The sequence below is a fragment of the Protofrankia sp. Cj5 genome, assembly GCF_917627405.1.
Lineage (GTDB): Bacteria > Actinomycetota > Actinomycetes > Frankiales > Frankiaceae > Protofrankia.
In genome coordinates this window covers 1-23,153 of sequence record NZ_CAKJTO010000084.1, presented here as the reverse complement: position 1 = coordinate 23,153, position 23,153 = coordinate 1, and the positions used below count along the sequence as shown (strand labels likewise).

The window sequence follows — 23,153 nt, the reverse complement described above, 5'->3', positions numbered from 1 at the left end:
GTAGTAGGTCGTCCAAGTGCCGTTCTCGGTCTGGCGCGAACGGATCCAGCGGGCGGTCTGCTCAAGCACATCAGGGGTGAGGATGTCGAGGAACACGCGGAATAGCAGGTCCTCCACCTCAATGGTGATGTTGGTCTCGAGCTCGCCTTTCCACCAGCCCTGGTCGGACTGCAACGACAGCAGGTGATCTCTGGCCCGGACGGCGGCTGCCGTCACCGTGTCGGAGAAGACCTGGGATTCCCGGTAGTCGGTGGTCGAGCTCATCAGCGGCTCCCGTCCACATGTCGGTCCCGGTGTGGTGTGAACTCCCGGTCCAGTACGAACAGCAGTGTCATAGCCAGATCACCGATCCCGTTCCGTTACAAAACGGGCGAGGGCGAGCAGTTCGGCTTCCACGAGCGACGGCAGGGCCAACGACGCCAGCAGTTCGGCGCACGCGTCAAGTTGGCGATCAGCCTCAGCCGTGGTCCAGTCACGGCCACCGGCGCGTTGAACCAGCTCGGCGGCACGGTGCAGGTCGCTTTCGGTCGGCTCCCCGGTGGCGGCGAGGAAGGCGCGCAGTTCGTCGGCTTCGGCGCCACCCGCCTCCAGGGCCACCACGACCGGGACCGACTTCTTGCGCGAGCGCAGATCCGACAGGACCGGCTTACCGGTCACCGCCGGGTCGCCCCAGATACCGAGCAGATCGTCCACCAGCTGGAAGGCTGTCCCCAGCCGCGATCCGAACTCGGCGAGACCATCGACGAGGCGGGCCGGAGCGCCGGCGAGCACCGCCCCGATCGCGGTCGAACAGGACAGTAGCGCGCCGGTCTTGCCGTCCTCCATCGTCAGCGTGTCCGCGACGGTGATGTCGTTGCGGGTTTCGAAATGCAGATCCTCGGCCTGGCCGCGGACAAGGTCCTGGACGCCCGCCCCGAGCATCACCGCGGCACGGCGTCCGACCTCCCCGTCGACCTCCAGCAGCACCTGGGTAGCCAGCCCCAGCAAGGCGTCACCAGCGAGGATGGCGCCGTCGGCACCGAACACCGTCCAGGCTGTGGGGCGGTGCCGACGCTCGGTGTCGCCATCCATGAGGTCGTCGTGCAGCAGTGAGAAGTCATGGATGAGCTCGACGGCGACCGCGCCGGGAAGCCCGACCTCGACGGCGGCACCAGCCGCCTCAGCCGACAGCAACGCCAGCGCCGGACGCACCAGTTTGCCGCCGCTGCCCGCGAGCGGGTTACCTTCCGCGTCGATCCAGCCGCGGTGGTAGGCAACCACACGGCGCAGCCGAGGATGCAGCCGGTCGACAGCGGCGCGCAGCGCCGGCACTGTCAGGGTCCGGCCCCGCTCGATCGCATCGGGAACCAAAGTGGTCATGCCGGGAATCCCCCTGTCGGTGCCGCCGCCGAAGGCGTGGTCGTGGTCGATGTCGATGTCGTGGTTGATGTCGTGGTCGGTACCGATGCCGTGGTCTGCGCCGATCGCACGGACGGTGCCGGAAGCGCTGTCGATGCTGACTGGCGGTCAGCATCGGGTGGGTCGCCCGGGCGGCCCGTCACCCCGGGGGTCGATGATCCTGATGGGGTAGAAGACGACGGTCCCTCGCCCGGGACGTTGGCCTCAGGCGTCCGGGAGGATTGTGACGTTTTGCACGGATCATCCGCTGACGCCCCGCATCCACCCATGCGCGTTGAAGCACCGCCAGCTGTTTCGACCACAGGCAGCAACCTGCGGGTCGAACCGGGCGACGGGGGGCCGGGCCGCCAGCCGCCGAGCGCCACCTTCGCGGCGGCGAGACCGCTGCGGACAGCGCCCTCCATAGTCGCGGGCCAGCCCGTGTCGGTCCACGCACCGGCGAGCGCGAGTCCCGGCAGCGCCGTGGCGGGACCGGGGCGCAGCGCATACGTGCCGGGCGCCTGGCGGAACGTTGCCGTGCGTTCGCGGGTCACGAACACCTCGATCGCCTCGGCGTTTCGCGCGGCCGGCAACAACCGGCGCATCTCCTCGACGAAGATGGCGCGGATCTCAGCGGCCGGCCGGTCGATCCACTCATCGGCGGCCGACAGCGAGATCGCCAGATACTGCGCGCCCGCACGCGACGGGTGATCCGCTCCGGCCCCCGCGGCGGGCGGGGATGCCGCGATCCCGCTCGACGCGGTGCGGTCGAAGACCCACTGGACCGGGGATCCGACCACCGCGAGAAACGGGCACTCCAGCACTGTGCGGTCATAGATCATGTGGACGTTGACGATCGGCGCGGAGCCAAGATCGGCAAAACGGTCCTGGTTCTCGACCGCGCCCGCCGGCAGCAGGGCCGCGGCCGCCGGTGGAGGCACGGCAAGAATCACCGAGTCGGCATCGATCGGGCCGCTGTCGGTGACCACACGCCAACCGGACGCTGTTTTCGTCAGCTCACGGACCTTCACACCGGTCCGGACCTCCGCCCCGACATCAGCGAGCTCCGCCGCGGCGGCCTCGCCGTGCAGCCGCTGGAGGGGGACATCGGCCCAGCCGATGTCCCCGGCGTCCGCCCGCTCAAGCAGACCGGTACGCACGACAGTGGCGGCCAGGCCCAGTGAGGCCGAATCCGCCGGGGCGTTGAGGGTGGCGACGGTCAGGAGCTCCCACAAAGCCTCGATGGTTGCCGGTGACTGTCTCTGGCCAGCCAGCCAGCTGCCGAACGAGGCGCCGTCGACCTCGGGCCGGCTCGGGTCGAGCCGGCCAAGCCGGTAGGCCGCGAGGGCCGCACGCAACCGTTGACCGATCGGGAACGCCCGGTATCCCAGCAGGGCCGGGGTCAGGTGCAACGGCGCCGGCCACGGGATGCGGGTGCGCCGTAGCCGGGCCCGCGCGCCCGACCTGGCGAGCAGCACCGGGACGTCCAGCCGATCCTGCAACGTGGTCAGGTGCACGACCCCGAGGCGACGCAGGAACGCCCGGTAGGCCGTGCAGCAGCGCATGAAGACGTGCTGGCCGGTGTCGACCCACATACCGTCCCGGGCGAACGAGGCGGTCGCCCCGCCCAGGCGCGGCCGTGCCTCCAGCACGGTCACGTCGGCCCCGGCGTCGGCGGCAACCAACGCCGCCGACAGGCCGGCCAGACCGCCCCCGACCACGACCAGCCGGTGCGTCCCGTGACCGGGTGCCGTGGCGGCAGCAGGCGGAGCCGGCGTCGGCTGGGGCGTCACGGACACGCTCATACGACCGACACCTCCGGACGGCCGGCCAGGCTGCGGGCGGCGACCACGGCTTTCTCCCATCCGGGCAGTGACAGCCGCTCCTGCAGGACGGGCGTCGGGTCCGTCCTGATCCGGCGGTTGAGCCGCAGGTAAATACCGGCCATCGCCCCACAGCATGCGGCGCTTCGACGGTCGAGCATGCCCAGGAGTTTCAGGCCCCGCGCGTACCAGTCGTCGGCGCGGCGCGCGCAGGTACGCAGATACTCGACAAGCGCGTCGGATGGACCGCCGAGCTGCCCGTTCGAGCCCACTGCGAGGGTGATACCGGCCTTGTCCAGCTCAGCCCGCGGCAGATAGACCCGGCCGATAATCAGATCCTCCCGGACATCTCGCAGAATGTTGGTCTGCTGCAGGGCTATCCCGAGTTCGTCGGCGACCGTGGCGGCGTTGGAGTTCGCCCGGGCCGCCTCAGTGCCGAAGATTCCCAGGGACAGCCGCCCGATGGTGCCGGCCACCCGCCGGCAGTATCCGACAAGATCATCAAAGGATTCGTAGGTGATCCCCTGCAGGTCCATCTCAACGCCGTCGATCAGCTCACGGAAGGCATCCACCGGGATGGGGAAACGCCGGCAGGCGTCGCTGAGCGCCACCAGGACCGGATCCGAGCTGGACGCGCCGAGACCCGCGATATCAGCACGGGCCGCTGCCAGGCGGACGATTTTCTCAGCCACGGGAAGATCACCGTCACCGATGTCGTCGAGCCTGCGGGCGAAGGCGTAGACCGCGGAAAGAGCCGCCCGTTTTTCCGCCGGGAGCAGCCGGATGCCATAGGAGAAGTTACGTGCGGCCGCCCGGGTGAGGCTTTCACAAGCGGCGTACGCCTCAACGACTGTAGGCGGTCGCAGGGGCCCATTGACGGTCATTCGCCACCTCCGTGCCCGCTGGGCTTCGCGATAGTCCCGCCGCCAGTGACCAGCGGAGGGAGCCCGAGTCGTGCCGCACGAGCGGCCCGGCGGGCGGACGGTGTCACCGAGGCGAGGGCCACGGTCATGCCATACCGTGCGATCCGCGCCTTCGGCGCGGTGGGAGCACCACCCAGGACGTCCCAGCGGGCCCGCACGATCGCGTCCAGCGCGGCGCGGCCACCGCCGACGAACCCCGCGAGAACAAGCCGCAGCCGGCCGTTCACCAGCCCGACCAGTGGAGTGCCTTCGTCGAGGATGCGGCGTGCGCGCCGGACCTGAAAAGCCATCAGGTCCTGGAACGCGGGCCCCGCGCCGGGGCGTGCCAGATCCTGTTCACGGACCCCGAAGCTGGCGAGATCCTCACGGGGCAGGTAGATCCGCCCAGCTGTGAAGTCCTCGGCCACGTCCTGACAGTGCTCGACGATCTGGAGCGCCGTGCAGACACGGTCCGACAGGGCGACCCGATCAGGCGTGTCGACACCGAAGATCCCCAGCACCATGCGACCGACCGGATCCGCGGACAGAGTGCAATAACGCAGCAGGTCGTCGAAGGTGTCATAACGGGTGACAAGCTGGTCCTGCCGGTTGGCCGCGACGAGCCGGTGAAACGGCTCGGGATCCAGGCCGCACTCCCGGACGGTCGGCACCAGCGCCCGGTTGACTGGGAGAGTCGGCGTTCCCGCCCAGATCCGTTCAAGATCTTCTTCTAGCGTATCGAGCAGGGCGAGCCGGTCGCCGCTCGCCTCGTCCCCGATGTCATCGACGAGCCGGGCGAATCCGTAGATGGCAAACAGGTGCTGCCGCTGCCGGGCCGGGAGAATCAGCGGAGACACCGTGAAGTTCTCGGCGGAAGCCGCCCTCAGCACATCCTGAGGCGAGGACGTGAGGGCCTCGCCGCCGGGCAGCGGCGCGCCGGATGTTCCCGTCGGCCCGCCTGGCGCTGGGCCGATCGTTGCGTCGCTAGCAGTCATGCGCCTCCCCCTCGTCAGCGGTTGGGCCTGGCGCGAACCGCCGGAGCAACCCGACGGTGCGCTCGAACAGGTCAACTTTCTAGATCCATCGGGTCTCCGGCGGTGCGGGAACAGCGACAGTCGTGCCGCCGCCGGCCGGCGGAACCATCAAGGCCACCAGCGGGGGAACGCCATCTGGCGCACACCCGCGGCGCTCGCTGGTCACCACCGCGAAGCCGTCCAGCCAGCGGTCCCACGCCGGTCGCGCGGCCGGTGGACGGGGTCCCGTCCAGGTGCCATGGGCGACCCACACCCAAACAACTTACGGTAGCGACCCACCTACCCGAAGACACTCGCCAGCCGCCGGTAGAGCGGCGGCGCGGCTCCGTTTACGCGGGCGGCAAGCGACAGCCAGCGGGGCACCCACACCTCGGCCTGTCCCCGTCCAGCCGCGAACAGCATGCGCTCGGCGACAAGGCGGGCTGGTTGAGGACGTGGCCACCTTCGGACGTACGGCGCTCCACGGCGGTGGAAGAAAGAGGTGTCAACCGCCCCGGGGAAGCACAGAGTAACCGAAACGCCCCGGCCAGAAACCTCGGAACGTAGCGCGTTCGCAAACCCGACCAGAGCCGCCTTGGTCGCCGAGTAGGCAACCTCACCACGGACGCCGAGAGCGCCGGCAATGCTGCCCACCAGAAGGATGCGCCCGTGCCCGCGTTCCAGCATGGCGGGAAGCACCGATCGGACGAGCGCCATCGGCGACAACAGGTTGATGGCCACCAGCTCGACGAGAGACTCGTGGGAAAGCTGGTCGTAGGGCCCCGCCGAGCCAAGGCCAGCCGCACAGACCAGTAGGTCCAGGTCACCGAGGAGATCCTCAGCACGGCGCGTTACCATGGACTCCGACCCTAGAACAGACAGGTCGACGGCAATTCGATGCCCCTCCGTCGATGCCGCGACCTCGTCAAGCGCCACGCCGTTACGGCCGACCAGCAGGACCTGACAGTTCATCGCGGCGAGGAGCAGCGCCGCCTCCCTGCCGATACCACTGCTGGCGCCAGTGACGATCGCGGTCTTGGGCGGCCACCCCCGGTTACCGCCGAAACGGGACGGCTCGGCGACAACGTGCAAACGGCTGTCCGGAACAGTGGGACGGGCCGGTGTGTGCACAACAAAACCCTCCGGTCGCGCGGTGGTCGCCTCCTCCCGGGATGGGAGACGGTCGCGGTCAGGCCTTCGGAACCTGGGTGTCGACAGCGCTGGCGACAAACGGTCGGCCACGTTCGGCCTAGCCCTATTTCATCGCCCCACGGCCGGAACGTCCATCGTCGGCTGGGCGACACCACGCCGAAAGCCCTGTCGGACCCGTCACGTCAACGACGGATCCACACTGCAAGCACTACATGGCATCCCATCGACATTCCCCCAAAATAGGATTGCCGACTTGTAGCTCTTCTCACATCGGAACGTCGATTTTGCATCACCGACACACTGCCGCCCTTGATGTGGCTAGCCGAATTCGATCATGTCACCTGGACGTGTGCCAGCGTTTCTAAAGGTACCCCCAGGCGCTTCGACTACCTCTGTGTAGACCGAGTCGGCCCGATAGATCTCGCAACGTTGTGAGTCGGCCTCGGAACACGGCATCATCTCACGAACCGTGACAACCCGCCCGTACCTGGCAAAGACAACGGACAGCGGCAACAGCGTCCGGTACATGTAAAAACCCGCCGAAGACTCACCGTTGAAGATGAAGAGCATCCCCGTTCCGGCAGGAAGTGACGTACGGCCCATAAGCCCCCGCGCCCGCGCCGCCGGCGTGTCCGCGATCTCCGTGACAAGGGTAACTGTGCCAACCCGCACCTTCGTGGTCACCGGCGGCCCGCCGCGCGCGCCCGAACCTTCCGTCGCGGCCAGACAGACAGCGGCTCCGGCAAGCGGTAAAGCGACCAGCAGAAGCACCTGACGTGACCAGAACACCATTCGGACGCTACTCCGCCGGCAGCACAAGGTCCCCCTTACCGGTCGATTTCGCGGGGCGCCCCGTTACGCCACGATCGCCATCAGCCATCCCTGAAAACTCAGCATCCGAGAGCCGCGAGCGCGGCCTCAACGACCTCCTGCCGAACGTCGTCAGGAACCAACGGCTGGTCAACTTTATCACCGGCCGCCACCGCGCCGGCCGCCCCCAGGCTGCTCCCATTGCTGGGAGTGGACGCGGCACGGGCCAGCGCTCGTCGTGCCAGCGCGGTCCCGAGGATACCGGCCTGCACGCACCCCACGGCGCAACGCGCCCGCAGAATCCGTAACTCAGTGGGATCGGGCCCAGCAAGAGCGGCGACAATCGCATCCTGATGAGATGCAATGTCACCCTTGCCGATCTGTCGATGGATCACTGACGGATCGTTGACGAAGGCGAACAGCACAGCGCCCGGCCCGGCCATTGCCTCGACCAGACCCTCGATGATCGCCCGAGCCGAAGCCGGTGGATCAACGCGCGAGAGATCCCTCACATGACCGAACGCCTCTACGAACGGCTGGACCACTGCATCCAGAATCATGTCCTTGGACGCGAAGTGGTAGTAGAGAGCGGCTTTCGTCATACCAAGCCGCTCCGCAATGTCACGAATTGATGTCCCCGCGTAACCCTGTTCATTGAAGAGCTGCACAGCGACAGCGAGAATCCGGTCGCGCGTGTCCCCCGCGCTAGCGCGCGGTACGCGGCCGGACATCGTCGCCCCACGCCCCTCTCACCGGGAGGTCGGTAGCGAAGAACCTATACCCTCGCCAAGCAGACCCATATTTACTGACCGATCGGTAAACTACCCCGATCGGCCGATCACCCTGACCCGTCCATCGGCCCAGACCGGGGGGAAACCCGTGGCATCGCTCGCGCGTTGGTGCTTCCGTCACCGCTGGATCGTCCTACTGTTGTGGTTCGCCGCCCTGCTCGGCTTCGGCGGGGCCGCCTACGCTGTCGGCACCGACTACAAGAACAACTTCTCGCTCCCCGGAACCGAGTCACAGCAGGCTATCGACCTGCTCAAACACGAGTTCCCCGCGGCATCCGGAGAGACCGCCAGCATCGTGCTGCACGCCCGCTCCGGCACCCTCTACAACCCCGTGCTCGAGGCGGACGCCACCGCGATGCTCCAGCGGGTCGCCAGCCTCCCGCACGTCGTCGATGTGACGAGCCCATTCGAACCGCGGGGCGCGGAGCAGTTCACCAGGAGCGGAACAACGGCATTCGCCACGGTCGCGCTGGATGATCAGGCGGTTGACATCCCCCGCGACGACCTCAAAGCGATCATAGACACCGCCCGCGAGGCCGATGGCGGGGCACTCCAGGTGGAGCTGTCCGGCAGCGCGGTGTCCATTGTGGAGCAGCCCCAGCAGAACACGAGCGAGCTCCTCGGTGTCGTAGCTGCCGCGATCATCCTGTTCATCGCCTTCGGGACCCTGCTGGCGATGACGCTGCCCCTGGTAGCCGCGGTCATCGCCCTCGGCGTCGGGATGGCCTGCATCGGTCTGGTGTCACATGTGATGTCCATCGCCCAGTTCGGACCGACACTGGCAACCCTCATCGGTCTGGGCGTGGGCATCGACTACGCTCTGTTCATCGTCAACCGGCACCGGATCGGCCTGCGAGCGGGCAAGACGCCGGAGGAAGCAGCCGTCACGGCTATCAACACATCCGGGCGGGCTGTCCTGTTCGCGGGGCTCACCGTGTGCATCGCCCTGCTCGGTATGTACGCCCTCGGCGTGACGTTCCTCTACGGCGTCGCGGTCTCCGCGACCCTCACCGTGTCGTTGACCATGGCGACCGCGGTGACCCTGCTGCCAGCGCTGCTCAGCTTCTACGGCATGAAGGTGCTCGGGCGGGCCGAGCGCGTCAAGCTCACCCACAAAGGCCCGGAACCCGCGCGTCCGTCCGGATTCTGGTGGCGCTCGGCGCGTCGGATCGAACGGCGGCCGGCTATGTACGCGGCGGTGTCCGCCACCCTGATTCTGATTACCGCGCTGCCCTTCTTCGCCCTGCGGCTCGGTAGCGGGGATGAGGGCAACGGCTCTCCGTCGAGGACTTCCCGGCGCGCATATGATCTTCTTGCCAGTGGGTTCGGGCCCGGTTTCAACGGCCCGTTCACCCTGGTCGCCGCGATCCGTTCCCCCGCTGACACGGAGACTCTCGACACGGTGGTGACCGCGCTGCGCGCCGAGCCCGGGGTCGCGTTCGTCACGCCACCGCGGTCAAGCCCGAACGGACAGGCCTCGACAGTGGCGCTGTTCCCAATGACCAGCCCGCAGGACGCGCGGACGGCGGCCCTGCTCAAGCGCCTGCGCAACACGATCATCCCGCGGGTGACCGCGGGCAGCGCTCTGGACGTCAAGGTGGGTGGCGCGACCGCGACCTACCAGGATTTCTCCGACGTCCTGACGAGCAAGCTCCCGCTTTTCATCGGCGTGGTCGTGGCGCTGGCGTTCAGCCTGCTCGTAGCGGTGTTCCGTAGTGTCATCGTCCCGCTCACCGCATCCGTGATGAACCTGCTGGCTGTCGGTTCGGCGTTCGGCGTGATTGTCGCGATCTTCCAGTGGGGATGGCTGGCGGGCATTGTCGGCGTCAAGGGCGGTCCGATAGAACCGTTCCTGCCAGTGATGCTGTTCGCGATTCTCTTCGGCCTGTCCATGGACTACGAGGTCTTCCTGGTGAGCCGGATGCACGAGGAGTGGCTGGTCCGCCGGGACAACCGGATCGCGGTCTCACTCGGCCAGGCCGAAACCGGCCGGGTGATCACGGCCGCGGGCGCAATCATGACGTTGGTCTTCGCCTCCTTCACGCTCGCGGACGACCGAGTGATCAAACTGTTCGGCCTGGGACTCGCGGTCGCCGTCCTGATCGACGCCTTCGTCGTCCGCGCCCTGCTGGTGCCGGCACTCATGCACCTGTTCGGGCCGGCAAACTGGTGGCTGCCCCGCTGGCTTGATCATCTGTTGCCAAGCGTATCGGTAGAGGCACCTGAGGAAATCGAGGAGATCCGCAACAGGCCAGTGCCCGCCGAAGTCATCACCCCGGCGGACGAAGACGGCGTCGCGGATCAGGCAACCGTCTCCACCCGCCTGCCACCGACCTGGCGAGCCGACAACCACGCCTGAAAGCGGCAATCACACCTGAAAACTCAGCGCGACCGGCCATAGGGGACGCGGCGCCGCGGGGCCAGGGCACGCACCTCGCCGCATCGCTCCCCCATCCATCGCCGCGCGACGCATGGGTACCCTGGCCCGCCGGCCACCGCCCCAAGGACCAGGGTGACTCCCTGCGCCGCCTTGCGACGCACGCACCCCAGCCCCGCACCTTGATCCGCGCCCCTCGTGCCGGGCGCTCTTATTTCTGGATCTTCAGCCCAGGGACTGCCAGCCGATTGCGCGGCACGGGGGCACCCCGCGGCGGCGCGGAATGCCCCCGTGCTGACGGTCCGAGGAGGACTCCTCGGACCGCCCGGTCACACCAGGTCTCGCACCCGGCAGAAGCGGTAGTTCCGCGTAGGCCACGCACTACCCATCACCTTCGGCATCTTCGGCGCGAACACGACCAGGGCGCCGTAAGCCGGCATGAGCCGCATCGGCGCGAAGTTCGCCTGGCCGCGGACCGTGGTGGACAAAGCAGTTGCCCCTCTCCGTTGGCCACCCTCCTGACAGGCACCTTACAGATACCATCCGCATCGATATAGCTACTCTAAGTAATCGGAGTGTCGCGACAGCCTCGATCGCACGAGCGCTGGCGGCGCGCCCGGGAAGCATCGTCCAGCGGTTCAGGCCAACAGCTCGAGGTCGACCACGGTGACGAGGCCAGCGGCCAGCACCCATTCGCCGAGGCGGACGATGTAGTCCGGCAACCGCCGTGCGGCCGGGCCAGGCTCATCGCGAAGCAGCCCCGGGACCCCCTGTCCGGAGAGGTTGCTGCGGACGGTGGCGAGCCGCGAGCGGACGTAGTTGTCGTCGCGGTTGACCCGACGGGCGATCTCCCGGTATGTGGCGAACGGCGCATGGTTGTCACCCGTGCGCAATCGTGGTTCACACAGCGCTACCAGCAACAGACGTTCAGTCTGGGTCAACCGAACAATAAGCTGCACTGTGTCCTGCTCGCGGGCTACCGGCTGGCGGCGGTAGTGCACCACGCCGATCCCGTGCCGCTCACCATCCGTGCCGACCGCGACGATCTGGAACTCGGCGAGGCCCGCTGAGACCGCCGTCGCCGGGGACAGGATGCGATGTGTGTCCCCGTCCGCGGTCAACACCAGGAGCGGATGACGGCCGGTGTTGCTGATGACGATCGCGCCTTCACTTTCGGCCAGCGTTCCAGCACGGCGGGACACCAGGAGATCCTGCGGATCAGCCCCGAAGGGAATGTCGCAGCCGGCGCGGCCGAACGTCAATCGCCGTCCAGCCCCGAGCGCCCACCGCCGCCCACTGGCAGTGATCCTTGCGACGACGACCAGCGGTGCCGCATCCGGTACCCCTCTTGCGACCATGCGCTCCCGTCGCCCCTCTCATCCCAACCACCCGATGAGCCTAACTGTGAACAGACCCGGCGGCTGTCATCTACAGGTCACGATCTCCGCGTGAATCCGCAGGTCAAGAAGGCCGAGCAGCTTGCCTTCCGCGGGGGAGCACCCCTGCTCCGGTGCGGGGGCGCTCTGTTCGGGCGGACGCGGGCACGGCAACATCTGTTTTGCGCCCACCGGCAGAGCACGACCGGATGCCGCGGGCGCGCCTCGGCTGGGGGGCCGAGGCGGGGGTGGCACTGGGGGGAGAAGAAATAGCCGGAAACCGGCGGGCTGGCGACGGAGGGGGTCGCCAGCCCGCCGGTACGCCGTCCAGTGCTCCAGAGCGTCTCATCACCAGCAGGCAGGGCTGTTGTGACCACCACAACCCCTGCTCGCCATGATCCGGGCAGCGATCGCGATCAGCGCGGTACTGCGGGCACGCCCAAGGCGGCCGGGATCTTCACGCATCCTGATTCCACACCCGATTCAAGGCATTTATATCGTTTCGCCCGTTCTATACCATGAGGACCCTCATGTCCGTGGTGCCGCGCGCATGTCATGCCGTTCACCACAACCCGCATCGCCACCTTAGTGGTCGCCGCCGGAAGTTCGTCCAGGGTCTGCCGGCGCCAGACGGCGCCTCGCCTCGTTGTCGTCAGTCGCCACCCAACACCTCCGGTGGCTCCCTCCGCCGCCTCGCGATGCACGCACCCCAGCCCCGCTCCTTGATCCACATCCCTATTGCCGGGCGCTCTAAGCCAGGCACGGGCCGGGGCAGTCACGGAGTACCCACGTGACCGGGCGGACCGCCGGCGGTGAGGGCATCCCAGCCGAGAAGGCCTGTTCGTCCGCGGCATGCGGCTGCGGATGCGGGGTAGGCACCCGGGGTGTGTGTCCCGAAAACCAGCTGCCCGGCTCGCGTGGTCACGGCCCCAGACAGCCCGGAGCGCTCGAGGTGGTCGGCGACACAGCGCATGCGATCGATCGTTCCGGGCCGGCAGGTCTGATCAGCAGGAGAGGGGATCCGCATGACCACCGCACATCAGATCATGCATCGGGATGCCGAATGTATCGGCGAAACCGAGACTCTCGTGGATGCCGCCCGCAAGATGCGGGACCTCGGCGTGGGTTCGCTGCCGATCTGCGGCGAGGACAACAAACTCCATGGAATCATCACCGACCGCGACATCGTGATCAGATGTCTTGCTGAGGGAAAGGACCCCACGTCAACGCGGGCCCGGGACCTGGGGCAGGGCCGACCGTTCTACATCGACGCGGAGGCAGACCTTGACGAGGTCATGCGCCGGATGATGGAGCATCGGGTCAAGCGTCTTCCCGTGATCGAGAACAACCAGCTGATAGGCATGATCAGTGAAGCCGACCTGGCGAAGAACCTGCCCGAGGAGAAACTGGGGCAACTCGTGGAGGCCATCAAGTCCGGTCCCGCCGATCGCATCGCTTGACGCGGCTGGTTCACGCCTCCTGATCTCAGTATCCTATATCATAAGAATGATATCTTTATGATATAGGATAGCCACGTTTCAGGACACATAACGGCCATCGCGTGATTCTGCCTCGGGAGCCGTGGAAAACGCCTGACGAGAAAAAGCACGCGATGGCCGCGGGCCCCGCGGCGGGCGTCGCCGAGATCAGCTGGGATCCTCGCTGGCCTCTTGGTGGCGTGGGCTCATCGCGCCACAAACACGATCGGCGATGAATCGGTGACAGGCCCTCAAAGGGGAACGCCACCATCGCGCACCACTCTCAGATTGTCCTCGTAAAACAGCTCGTAGGCTGCGATCTCGTCGGTCAGCAGCTCAACGTCGAGCTCGCCGTGATCTCCCTGGCGTAGCCGCTCCACGTCGACGACCGCACGGTAGACAAAGGTCGCGTTGCCCTCCAGCCGCGGAATCCGAGAACCATCCGGAGAGGGCGTGACAAGGCATCTCGCGCTGCCACCCAGGTTACGGACCACGACCGCTTCGTCCGCGACGGCGTGCCCAAGCCTGGAATACACCAGGCGCGACGCCACCACCCCGGAACCGCATGAAGGAGTCAGCCCGGCTCCCCGCTCAAAGGTACGGACGAAGATCTCCCGCGGCGCCGGGAGCCGGCGCACGAACGACACGTTGGCACCAGCCGGGAGAATCTCCGGTAGTTGCGCCGCCGCGCGGCCCACGGCCACCAGCTCACTCTCGTCATACTCATCAACAATCGCGACGAGATGGGAGTTCGGCACGGCGACACCGGTGAATCGCAGGGATGGGTGCAACGCCGGGAGCACCGTGTCGACATGCTCGGCGGTCCGGCTCACGATCGGGACGTCAGCCGCGCGAAACGTCACCGGCGGCAGCTCGATGGCCACGGCCGGGACACCGGGAGCCAGCGCCGCGATCCGTTCGGCCCGGAACCGGCCGCCCCCCGTCAAGATGTCCTGCGCCTCGGCCCCCCGGCGTTCGAGGACCAGCCTGCCGACACACCGCAGGCCGTTACCGCACAACTTGGCCGGCGTTCCGTCCGGATTGAAAAAGAATGCTTCGGGTACTTTCCGCGCATCGTCCACGAAATAGATCCCGTCGCTCCCCAGCGGACCCCGCCGGTCACAGACGAGCCGAACAAATCCGACGAGTTCGGCAACCGTCGCGAAAAGCTCGTCGGGCCGGCCGTCCACGATGAGTATGTCGTTGCTTGAGCCATGGGCCTTCAGTAGTTCGAACTTCACGCCAGCCCTCCTGTCTCGATGTATGGCTCAGTGTAGTGTGACGTAACGCGACAACCCGGAACGGGGTAATCGGCGCGGCGCCCCGCTCCGCGGGCAGCGCGGAGCGGGGCCACAACCGGAACAACACAACAAACCGGAACGGCGCCATAACCGGAACGGGACCGTTCGCGGGACAAGCCCCGACGGGGCCGGCACGGGCTCCGCTGCCGGTGGCTGGCATACTGCCAGCGGGTGGCACACAGGCGAAGCAACGAGGACGCGACGGCCAGGGCACTTGAAGCGGTGCTGCCCGAAGGTGCGGCAATCACCGATCCGGATCTTCTTGTCTCCTATCGTCATGATCAGGCGACCGGGGCGGACGCCGGGCAGCCGGCCGTCGTCGTCTTCCCGCGTACCACCGGACAGGTCCAAGCGGTCATGCGGATCGCGCACTCCCGCCAGGTGCCGGTGGTCCCCCGCGGCGCCGGCTCCGGGCTTTCCGGCGGAGCCAACGCGACCGACGGCTGCATCGTCTTGTGTCTCGACCGCATGGACAGGATCCGCGAGATGCGCCCCGCCGACGGATACGCGGTCGCCGAACCCGGAGTGATCAACCAACGGCTCCGCGACGAAGCCAGCACGCATGGTCTGCTGTACGCGCCCGACCCGGCTTCACGGGAGTGGTGCACGATCGGCGGCAACATCGCCACGAACGCCGGTGGCCTGTGTTGCGTGAAGTACGGCGCCACCCGCGACGCCGTGCTCGGCCTCGAAGTCGTGCTGGCTGACGGGCGCGTCACCAGCATCGGGCGTCGCGGCATCAAGGGGGTGGCCGGCTACGATCTGGTCGGGCTGTTCGTCGGCAGCGAGGGCACGCTCGGCATCGTCACCCAGGCCAGGCTGCGGCTGCGTCCACTACCACCACCGCCGACCACCGCCGTCGCGCTGTTCCCCGACCTCGTCAGCGCCGGCCGAGCGGTCGAGGCCATCATGCTGACGACCACGCCATCGCTGCTGGAGCTTATGGACGCGACGACGTTGGCAGCGGTCGAACGCTTCCAGCCGATGGGGCTGGACACCTCGGCGGCTGCGCTGCTCATCGCGCAGAGCGACTTGCCGGGACATGCCGGTGAACGCGAAGCCGACGCCATCCTCAGCGCGTACGATGCCGCTGGTGCCACTGAAAGCTACCGTTCGCGGGACGCTGAGCAGGCCGACGCGCTGCTCACCGCTCGTCGGCTCGCCTTCCCCGCGCTCGAGCGGCTAGGCGCCTGGCTGCTCGACGACATCGCGGTGCCACGCTCGCGCCTCACCGAGACGATCAGCGGTATCGAACGGATCGCCGCTGACCGCGAGGTCGTCATCGGTACGTTCGGCCATGCCGGGGACGGAAACCTCCACCCGACGATCGTCTACCCGCACGACGATCCCGATGCCGCCCACCGTGCGTTCGCGGCGTTCGACGACCTGCTCCGGCTGGCGCTGCGAGCCGATGGGACGGTCACCGGCGAACACGGCGTCGGTCTGATCAAACGCCATGTCCTCGCCGACGAGCTGGACCTCGTCGCCCAGTCACTGCACGACACCGTGAAACACGCGCTCGATCCGGGCGGGATTCTCAACCCGGGCAAGGCGCTGCCGTTGCGCCGGTAGTCCCGCTGCCCAGCGGCTCGGCGACCGGCCGCGGGGCTACCGGCACACGCACGATCCCAGCCGAGCTCCCACCAGATGACGATTATCCCCAGCGCACCGGCCGGGGCCGGTGGCATCTCTCGCCGGGGCTGCCAGCGCAGACCGGTCAGGCTGCCGCGCGGGCCAGCGCAGCCTTTTCAGCGGCTTCCCGCGACTGCGTGGCGAGCGGGACGAGGTCAGCCATGGCCGGGTTGACCGCAGCCCTCGTCAGTTCGACGTGGATGAAGCTGATGTCGGTCGCGCCGAGCGCCCCGAAAATATGCCGGAGGTAGGGCTCCTGGTAGTCCTTGCCCTCCTGGGGGGTGCCCGGCCCGTACGCTCCGCCGCGGGCGGTGATGACCGTGACGGGCTTGCCGGTGAGGATACCGGGGCCGCCCGTCATGCTGACTGTGCGCCCAACCACGATGACGCCGTCGATCCATGCCTTGAGGGTCGATGTGATCGACCAGTTGTACATCGGGACGGACACGACCAGGTTGTCGGCCGCCTCGAGCTCACCGATGAGCTCCTCACGGGTCTGCCAGGCCGCGGCCTGCTCCGCCGTCCGCGCCTCGTCCGGCGTCATCGAAGCGGACACGGCGTCCCAGCTGAGGTGGGGAGGCTGCGTGATAGACAGGTCACGGTGAATGATGCTGCCACCGGGGTGGCTGTCGGCCCAGGCAGCGGCGAACTGGCCGGCGACGGCCCGGGAGGCCGAGCCTGGGCTCACGCTTGAGTCGATGTGCAGAAGCGTGGACACATGATCTCCTTGTCAGGACGGATGAATGCGCCACCAAACTATAGCAATACATAATTATCTGTGTTGACACGCATCGTACAGGAAGACCATCTCAGACCGCGAACAGTAGGATCGGACGAGTGGAGTACGCAGATGCGCAGGCTGGAGCGACGGAGCCTGCGGTCACACTGCCGGAAGAGCTTCACAAGGACCTCGGCTGGCTGCTAGGCCAGGCTCTGCACGGGTTCCTGCTGGCGGCGCAGACCGCGGTCGGGGAGTTTCCCGGCGGGCTACGGGGGTTCCAGGTACTCTCGGCCACTGCCGGCGGGTGCGAGCGCAACCAGCTTGAGGTCGCCCGCCGCCTCGGTGTCGACCGTTCCGTCATGGTTCGCCTGGTCGACGACCTCGAACGCGGCACGCTGGTCAGACGCTGCCCCGATCCAGCCGACCGACGGGCCCGCATAGTTCGCCCGACCGAGGCCGGCCTCGCCCGGCTCCGCGATGTGACCGCGCGCCTGCGCCTGGCCGAGCAGCAGCTCCTGGCACCGTTGACCGCCCAGGAGCAGATCAGTTTTTCCGACGCGCTGCGACGCGTGGTCGCGGGCGTCCTCAGCGCGGGCGTGCCGCCGGTACCAGATCCGGTAGCCGCCCAGGGGCCATGCCCCGGGGCAACTGCCTGACCAGTACCCCCAGCCCCGCGGTGCCGCGGCTCCTCGCGCGCCGCGGCACCTGTCGCCGGTCGCTCTGAAACAGCCAGCCAAGACGGTAGTGTGAGATGAGAGACATTATCCGCTGCCGCCATGGGAGACGGGATGAGCCTGAACCCGATCGAAACCGCTGTGCTTCTCATCGAGTTCCAGAACGACTTCACGACCGACGGCGGCACGCTGCACAGCGCGGTGGCGGATGTGATGAAACGGACCGGCATGCTCGACAACGCGGTCGCCGCCGCCGAACAGGCCCGGCAGGCAGGTGCCACGATCATCCATGCGCCGATCTCGTTTGCCAAGGGCTATGGCGAGATTAGCCCGAAGCCCTACGGCATCCTCGCCGGGGTGGTGGCGAGCAACGCCTTCGTCAAGGACTCGTGGGGCGCCCGGATCGTCGCGGGCCTCACGCCCGCCGCAGGTGACATCATCGTCGAGGGCAAGCGCGGCCTGGACACGTTCATGAGTACGAACCTCGACTTCATCCTGCGGAGCAGAGGAATCAGAAATGTCGCGCTTGGGGGCTTCCTGACCAACTGTTGTGTGGAGTCCACGATGCGGACCGCGTACGAGAAGGGTTTCAACGTCTTCACGCTCACCGACTGCGTCGCGGCGACCTCCCAGGAAGAGCATGACAACGCCATCGCCAATGATTTTCCGATGTTCTCGCATCCGGTTACATCCAAGGAATTCGTCGCCTCGCTCGGCGCCAGGGGCGAAACGGCCACCGACGCCAGCCGGGGCTGCCCGACCTGAACCGCGCAGCCGGGCCGCTCACGCTCCGGATACGGTCCCGGCTCGGTCGGCTCTCACGGGTTTCCATCGGGATCGCGCGGGTATCTCCTCGGTCTTTACCGAAGGGCTTGAAGCGGTCCGGCCCGGCCACGGGCCGGATGCGGGGGCCATGGTGCCGTCAGAGCAGGGATCGGCCACCAGAACATAGGTTGATCGTGACCGCCGAAGCCGAGCGTCTGGCCGGTCAGGCGTAATCCGGGAGGATCCGAACATCATTGTCGAGCGTTCCACCGGTACAGGTCCCGTCAACCCGTATTCGGTAAGCACGGAACACCAGCGCAGCCGGACCGCCGTTACCGGGACGGCGACGGCGCTCCCGACGGAATTGGCACAGATGTTCGACGCCGGCGGTACCACCGGGGCACTGATGCGTGACCTGGACTGGGCCGCGACACCGATCGGTTCCCCGTGGGCCTGGCCACCGAGCCTGCGGACAGCCATCGGCATCTGCCTGTCATCCCGGTTCCCCATAGTGATCTTTTGGGGACCGCAGCTGGTGAAGATTTACAACGATGCCTACTTGTCAATGCTCGGTGCCAAACATCCGGGCGCGATGGGCCGCCCAGCCGAGGCCGTGTGGACGGAGATATGGGATGCGGTAGGCCCTATGTTGACCGCGGTGCTGGCCGGGGAGGGAGCTTCCCTCTACCAGGACGAAATGCTTCCCATGAATCGGCACGGATATCGGGAAGAATGCTATTTCACCTTCTCTAACAGCCCACTGCGGGACGAATCAGGTCGAATCGGCGGTATATTCAGCGCGTGTACGGAGACGACCGCGCAGGTGGTCGGCGCGCGTCGGCTGCGGACACTGCGCTCCCTGGCATCCGGTACGAACGGGGCACGGACCACCCCGGAAGTTCTGGAACGGGCGGCAACGGTGCTCGGCGAGGCCTGGGCCGATGTCCCGTTCGCGCTGCTCTATCTGGCTGATGTTCCGGCTCATCCGGCTCATCCGGCTGATGCTCCAGCTGATGGCTGGGCTGAACCCGGCCCCGGGCCCGCCCTCCGCCTCATAGCCGGAGCGGGCACGGAGGACATCAAGGCGGCTGGTACCGCGTTGGTCGCCAAAGCACGTACCGCGTTCGACAGGGACGAACCAGCCCTTATCGACGGACTGACAGTGCCCTTGCCACAACTCGGTGTCGCCAGCCAGGCGCTCATCGTGCCGCTGCAGGCCATCGGCGCGCGCGGAGTCCTCGTCGCGGGGGTGAGCCCCCAGCGCCCGTGGGACGAGGACTACCGTAGTTTCTTCACCCTCGCCGCCGATCAGATCACCAGTTCGATGTCGAACGCGGCCGCATACACGGCAGAACGCGATCGCGCGATTGCCCTGGATGAACTCATCGCGGCGAAGACGACTTTCTTCGCCAACATCAGCCATGAATTCCGCACACCGCTGACGCTGTTGCTGGGCCCGGCACAGGACGCCCTCGTGGACGAGAGGTTCCCGCTCACGGGCATACAGCGCGAACGGGTCGAACTGATCCGCCGCAATGCGCTACGGCTGCTCCGGCTCGTCAACAACCTGCTGGACTTCGCCCGGATCGAAGCCGGCCGCCTGGAGCCCCAGTATGAGCCCGTCGATCTGGCGGGCCACACGGCAGAGCTGGTGAGCATGTTCCAAGCCGCTGCGGAGAGGGCCGGGCTCACCCTGACGATGGACTGCCCGCCGTTACCCGAGCCGATATGGATCGACCGTGACCAATGGGACAAAATCGTCATCAACCTCCTGTCAAACGCCATCAAATTCACTCTGCACGGCGGCATCACCGTCTCGGTAGCGGCGGTGCGTGAAGGCTCGGCCAGCTGGGCCGAACTGACGGTCACCGATACCGGCATCGGCATTGACCCGGCCGAGCAGGACCGGCTGTTCGAGCGGTTCCGCCGTGTCCCGCATGCCGGCGGACGCTCGCACGAAGGAGCCGGCATCGGGCTCGCGCTGGTCGCCGAACTCACTGCCCTGCAGGGCGGCACGGTGACCGTCTCGAGCGCGCTGGGAGCGGGTAGCACCTTCACCGTCCGGCTGCCGTTCGGTCATACCCACCTCCCCACCGACAGGGTCATCCCCACCGAACCGGCTGAACGGGCGCCCACGCACCCCGCTGCCCTCACCGGGTCTGTCGATGGGCTCCTCGCCGAGGCGATGCGGTGGTCCAACCGGCCGCAGCCCGGCGTCGTCGACGTCGCTAGCAGCACCGGCAGCACCGGTGACAACACAGGTGCGGCGGAAGAAAAGGATCGGTCCGCTCGCCCCACTGCCGCGCACCCGCGCCCGGACAGCGCTACCGGCCAGCCGCGGGTACTGGTCGTGGACGACAACGCGGACATGCGCGACTACCTCATCACGCTGTTGTCCAGCGACTATGACGTGACGGCCGCCGCCAACGGGACAGCGGCGCTCCAGCAGATCCGGGACACGCCACCGGACCTGGTACTCACCGACATGATGATGCCGGAGGTGGATGGCTTCGCGCTGCTCGCGGCCATCCGCGCGGACGCTTCAACGGTGCATCTGCCGATAGTCGTACTGTCGGCACGCGCGGGGGAAGACGCCGCGGTCACCGGGCTGGAGGCAGGGGCGGATGACTACCTGACCAAACCGTTCTCGGTCGCGGAACTGCGAGCACGGGTGCGGGCGAACCTGGAGCTGGAGCGGGCCCGGCAGGTGAGCGCGCACTACCTGCACCTTCTCGACGATTTCCCGCTGCTGATCTGGCGGTCCGGCACCGACGGCGGATGCGACTACTTCAACAACACCTGGCTTTCGTTCACCGGCCGCACGGTTCAGCAGGAGCTGGGATACGGCTGGGCCGAAGGCGTGCACCCGGCGGATCTCGACCGTTGCGTCGCGCTCTACCGCGAGGCCTTCAACGACCGGAAGCCGTTCGAAACAGAGTACCGGCTGCGTCATGCGGACGGCGGTTACCGGTGGATACTCGATGTCGGCCGCCCCATCTTCGACCTGGCGGGCCGATTCACCGGTTACATCGGCTCCTGCCTGGACCTCACCGAACGGCGACGAGCCGAGGAAGCGGTGCGGACGGCGGCGGTGATCGAACAGTCGGCTGCCCGCGAGCACCGGATCGCCGCCGAACTCCAGCGGAGCCTTCTCCCCGCGACCTCCTTCGTCCACGGCGCGCTGCGGACCGCTGTGTACTACCGCGCCGAAGGCGAGACCGAGGTCGGCGGGGACTGGTACGACGTGATCGAGCTCGGCGCCGGCCGGATCGCGCTCGTGATCGGCGACGTGATGGGCCGTGGCGTGCGTGCCGCGGCCGTCATGGGACAGCTGCGCGCGGCGGTACGTGCCTACGCCCGCCTCGACCTGGCCCCAGCGGACGTGCTTGAGCTGCTCGACGGCGTCGTCCGCGACCTGACCCAGGATTCGATCGTGACCTGTGTCTACGCCGTGTACGACCCGCTCAAGCACTCTCTGGCCTTCGCCAGCGCGGGGCATCTCCCCCCGCTGCTCGTCGACCCGGCAGGGACCGTTCGCCCGCTGACCGCGGGATCGGGGCCACCGTTGGGTGCCGACCTGCCGGAATTCACCGAACAGCGGGTCGCCCTCCCCCCAGGCGCCATGCTGGCTCTCTACACCGACGGGCTGGTCGAGCAGCGCGGCCGTGACATCGACGCCGGCATCGACAAACTCCGCGAGCACCTGGCCGGCTCCCGCGACATCCCGCTGGACGCGCTGCCAGATCGCCTCGTCGACCGGATGCTCCCCGGCGCCCAGGACGACGACATCGCGCTGCTGCTCGTCCAGGCGTCGCCATCGCCATTACCGTCGGTGAATGGCGGCCAGCCCATGCTGCACATGGAGATCAGCGGCAGCGTCCAGAGCGTGCGGGACGCCCGCCAGGCCGCCGCCGCGGCGCTGGCGTCGTGGCGGATCCCACCCAAACGTGCCGCTGACGTCGTTCTTGCCGTCAGTGAACTCGTCACCAACGCCGTCCTGCACGGGGAAGTGCCCATGGACCTGCGGTTACGGCCAGCCGGGCACGAGTTGATACTCGACGTCCGCGACGCCGCGAGCACCTTGCCACAGCGGCTGCGAGCGACCGCGGACGACGAACACGGCCGCGGCGTCCACCTCGTCTCACTGATCGCGGATCGCTGGGGAGCGCGCAACACCGACGACGGTAAATCCGTCTGGTGCACCTTCACGATCAACCAGTCATAAAACCGTCATCGGCGCCCGGCAGCGGGTATGACTGCCTACGAAGGTACGGTTCTCCGCCGCCTTATACCCCACCGATGTGGTAGTCGAATTGCCTCGGCACCCAAGGAACCCGGAACGATTCAGTCCCAACTCCTCGCCGAAACGATCACAAGCACTAGCGACGGCGGGCAGGAAGACAGACACCAGACAACCGACACCTTGATCACCGCCCTCCGCAGAGCCGACAAGGCCCTGCGCTTCGATCTCGACGGAATCTGGTCAGCCCGACGAGGCACCTACCGCGTCCTCTACCGCGTCAACGAAGACAAACGCGAAGTCGTCATCCTCCGGATCGAACACCGCCGAGATGCCTACCGGCCGCTGTGACCTTGTAGGCGCCGGCAGCAGACCAAAACCGTCCGCCTGTCCGCCTGTCCGCCTCAACCGAACAAATTCATCCGTGGCGACCCGAGCAGCGCAACAGGCGCGCCAGCCCTGGCAGACCGGTGCCGCATCACAATCGACGCCCGACTGCCGAGATCTCCTCAGTCACCCCTTGGCCCCATGCCACGTAGACTGAGTTGATCAACCTGGGGTGATGGGTTTCGGGATTGTGTGGCGTGGCGCGGCGGCTGGATGACACCTGGCGTTGGGCTGGCGCAAGCCGGTAGAAGTGTTCAACGATCTGCTGGAAAGGCATCTGTCGCCTTGACCGCTTGATTCCGCCGTGAATAATTGGATTAATAGAATCCGCGAC

Annotated in this window: 19 protein-coding genes and 1 pseudogene; 7 read left to right on the top strand and 13 right to left on the bottom strand. The window is 67.3% G+C overall.

All coding sequences use genetic code 11. From position 1 onward, the window contains the following. From MJ777_RS17020 to MJ777_RS16985, 8 genes and pseudogenes are all read right to left on the bottom strand, one after another. Positions 1-264 (bottom strand): annotated as a pseudogene (locus MJ777_RS17020) (squalene--hopene cyclase); the annotation flags it as partial. A 78-nt stretch (positions 265-342) separates the two neighbouring features. Next, positions 343-1,359 (bottom strand): polyprenyl synthetase family protein, encoded by a 1,017-nt coding sequence (locus tag MJ777_RS17015; RefSeq protein ID WP_239308539.1) that lies wholly within the window; start codon positions 1,357-1,359, stop codon positions 343-345. Further along, positions 1,356-3,182, bottom strand: coding sequence for a hydroxysqualene dehydroxylase HpnE (gene hpnE, locus MJ777_RS17010; RefSeq protein WP_255724099.1), 1,827 nt, complete (start codon positions 3,180-3,182; stop codon positions 1,356-1,358). The genes MJ777_RS17015 and hpnE overlap by 4 nt, the downstream gene beginning before the upstream one ends. Beyond that, positions 3,179-4,084 carry a presqualene diphosphate synthase HpnD gene (hpnD, locus tag MJ777_RS17005; protein WP_239308538.1) on the bottom strand — a complete coding sequence of 302 codons (906 nt, stop codon included), beginning with the start codon at positions 4,082-4,084 and terminating at the stop codon, positions 3,179-3,181. The genes hpnE and hpnD overlap by 4 nt, the downstream gene beginning before the upstream one ends. Then, positions 4,081-5,097, bottom strand: coding sequence for a squalene synthase HpnC (gene hpnC, locus MJ777_RS17000; protein ID WP_239308537.1), 1,017 nt, complete (start codon positions 5,095-5,097; stop codon positions 4,081-4,083). Before hpnC ends, hpnD begins: the two co-directional genes overlap by 4 nt. A 318-nt stretch (positions 5,098-5,415) precedes the next feature. Next, positions 5,416-6,246, bottom strand: coding sequence for an SDR family NAD(P)-dependent oxidoreductase (locus MJ777_RS16995; RefSeq protein ID WP_370651431.1), 831 nt, complete (start codon positions 6,244-6,246; stop codon positions 5,416-5,418). A 339-nt stretch (positions 6,247-6,585) separates the two neighbouring features. Further along, positions 6,586-7,059: a DUF192 domain-containing protein gene (locus MJ777_RS16990; protein ID WP_239308536.1), complete on the bottom strand. Its 474-nt coding sequence runs from the start codon at positions 7,057-7,059 to the stop codon at positions 6,586-6,588. A 98-nt stretch (positions 7,060-7,157) separates the two neighbouring features. After that, positions 7,158-7,808 (bottom strand): TetR/AcrR family transcriptional regulator, encoded by a 651-nt coding sequence (locus MJ777_RS16985; RefSeq protein WP_255724098.1) that lies wholly within the window; start codon positions 7,806-7,808, stop codon positions 7,158-7,160. Positions 7,809-7,956: 148 nt separating this feature from the next. Between MJ777_RS16985 and MJ777_RS16975 the strand changes: the two genes are divergently transcribed. Further along, positions 7,957-10,227 (top strand): MMPL family transporter, encoded by a 2,271-nt coding sequence (locus tag MJ777_RS16975; RefSeq protein ID WP_239377121.1) that lies wholly within the window; start codon positions 7,957-7,959, stop codon positions 10,225-10,227. A 347-nt stretch (positions 10,228-10,574) separates the two neighbouring features. On the opposite strand, the gene MJ777_RS16970 is transcribed toward MJ777_RS16975, so the two are convergent. Beyond that, positions 10,575-10,733, bottom strand: coding sequence for a hypothetical protein (locus MJ777_RS16970; protein WP_239313713.1), 159 nt, complete (start codon positions 10,731-10,733; stop codon positions 10,575-10,577). Positions 10,734-10,883: 150 nt separating this feature from the next. Further along, on the bottom strand, positions 10,884-11,603 hold the full coding sequence (locus tag MJ777_RS16965; protein WP_239313715.1) for a hypothetical protein: 720 nt from the start codon (positions 11,601-11,603) through the stop codon (positions 10,884-10,886). A 1,043-nt stretch (positions 11,604-12,646) separates the two neighbouring features. Here MJ777_RS16965 and MJ777_RS16960 point away from each other — a divergent pair. Beyond that, positions 12,647-13,081 carry a CBS domain-containing protein gene (locus MJ777_RS16960; RefSeq protein WP_239313717.1) on the top strand — a complete coding sequence of 145 codons (435 nt, stop codon included), beginning with the start codon at positions 12,647-12,649 and terminating at the stop codon, positions 13,079-13,081. A gap of 269 nt (positions 13,082-13,350) precedes the next feature. On the opposite strand, the gene dapF is transcribed toward MJ777_RS16960, so the two are convergent. Continuing rightward, on the bottom strand, positions 13,351-14,340 hold the full coding sequence (gene dapF / locus MJ777_RS16955) for a diaminopimelate epimerase (protein ID WP_239377120.1): 990 nt from the start codon (positions 14,338-14,340) through the stop codon (positions 13,351-13,353). A gap of 231 nt (positions 14,341-14,571) precedes the next feature. Between dapF and MJ777_RS16950 the strand changes: the two genes are divergently transcribed. Next, positions 14,572-15,972: an FAD-binding oxidoreductase gene (locus MJ777_RS16950; RefSeq protein ID WP_239377119.1), complete on the top strand. Its 1,401-nt coding sequence runs from the start codon at positions 14,572-14,574 to the stop codon at positions 15,970-15,972. Between the two features lie 145 nt (positions 15,973-16,117). On the opposite strand, the gene MJ777_RS16945 is transcribed toward MJ777_RS16950, so the two are convergent. Further along, entirely contained in the window at positions 16,118-16,750 is a 633-nt protein-coding gene (locus MJ777_RS16945; RefSeq protein ID WP_239345994.1) for an FMN-dependent NADH-azoreductase, read from the bottom strand. 119 nt (positions 16,751-16,869) lie between these two features. Between MJ777_RS16945 and MJ777_RS16940 the strand changes: the two genes are divergently transcribed. From MJ777_RS16940 to MJ777_RS16925, 4 genes are all read left to right on the top strand, one after another. Beyond that, entirely contained in the window at positions 16,870-17,409 is a 540-nt protein-coding gene (locus tag MJ777_RS16940) for a MarR family winged helix-turn-helix transcriptional regulator (RefSeq protein ID WP_239311918.1), read from the top strand. A 120-nt stretch (positions 17,410-17,529) separates the two neighbouring features. Continuing rightward, positions 17,530-18,192 (top strand): cysteine hydrolase, encoded by a 663-nt coding sequence (locus tag MJ777_RS16935; protein ID WP_370652747.1) that lies wholly within the window; start codon positions 17,530-17,532, stop codon positions 18,190-18,192. Positions 18,193-18,565: 373 nt separating this feature from the next. Then, on the top strand, positions 18,566-22,417 hold the full coding sequence (locus MJ777_RS16930; protein WP_239377117.1) for a SpoIIE family protein phosphatase: 3,852 nt from the start codon (positions 18,566-18,568) through the stop codon (positions 22,415-22,417). A gap of 198 nt (positions 22,418-22,615) precedes the next feature. After that, positions 22,616-22,783, top strand: a complete 168-nt coding sequence (locus tag MJ777_RS16925) for a type II toxin-antitoxin system RelE/ParE family toxin (RefSeq protein WP_239377116.1) — start codon at positions 22,616-22,618, stop codon at positions 22,781-22,783. A 127-nt stretch (positions 22,784-22,910) separates the two neighbouring features. Here the strand turns inward: MJ777_RS16925 and MJ777_RS16920 are convergent. After that, on the bottom strand, positions 22,911-23,153 hold a 243-nt coding region (locus MJ777_RS16920), incomplete at its 5' end, for a hypothetical protein (RefSeq protein ID WP_239377115.1).

Coding starts and splice junctions, on each gene's coding strand:
- MJ777_RS17015 (WP_239308539.1), bottom strand. CDS start 1,359: ATGACCACTTTGGTTCCCGATGCGATCGAGCGGGGCCGGACCCTGACA.
- hpnE (WP_255724099.1), bottom strand. CDS start 3,182: ATGAGCGTGTCCGTGACGCCCCAGCCGACGCCGGCTCCGCCTGCTGCC.
- hpnD (WP_239308538.1), bottom strand. CDS start 4,084: ATGACCGTCAATGGGCCCCTGCGACCGCCTACAGTCGTTGAGGCGTAC.
- hpnC (WP_239308537.1), bottom strand. CDS start 5,097: ATGACTGCTAGCGACGCAACGATCGGCCCAGCGCCAGGCGGGCCGACG.
- MJ777_RS16990 (WP_239308536.1), bottom strand. CDS start 7,059: ATGGTGTTCTGGTCACGTCAGGTGCTTCTGCTGGTCGCTTTACCGCTT.
- MJ777_RS16985 (WP_255724098.1), bottom strand. CDS start 7,808: ATGTCCGGCCGCGTACCGCGCGCTAGCGCGGGGGACACGCGCGACCGG.
- MJ777_RS16965 (WP_239313715.1), bottom strand. CDS start 11,603: ATGGTCGCAAGAGGGGTACCGGATGCGGCACCGCTGGTCGTCGTCGCA.
- MJ777_RS16960 (WP_239313717.1), top strand. CDS start 12,647: ATGACCACCGCACATCAGATCATGCATCGGGATGCCGAATGTATCGGC.
- MJ777_RS16935 (WP_370652747.1), top strand. CDS start 17,530: ATGGGAGACGGGATGAGCCTGAACCCGATCGAAACCGCTGTGCTTCTC.
- MJ777_RS16930 (WP_239377117.1), top strand. CDS start 18,566: ATGTTCGACGCCGGCGGTACCACCGGGGCACTGATGCGTGACCTGGAC.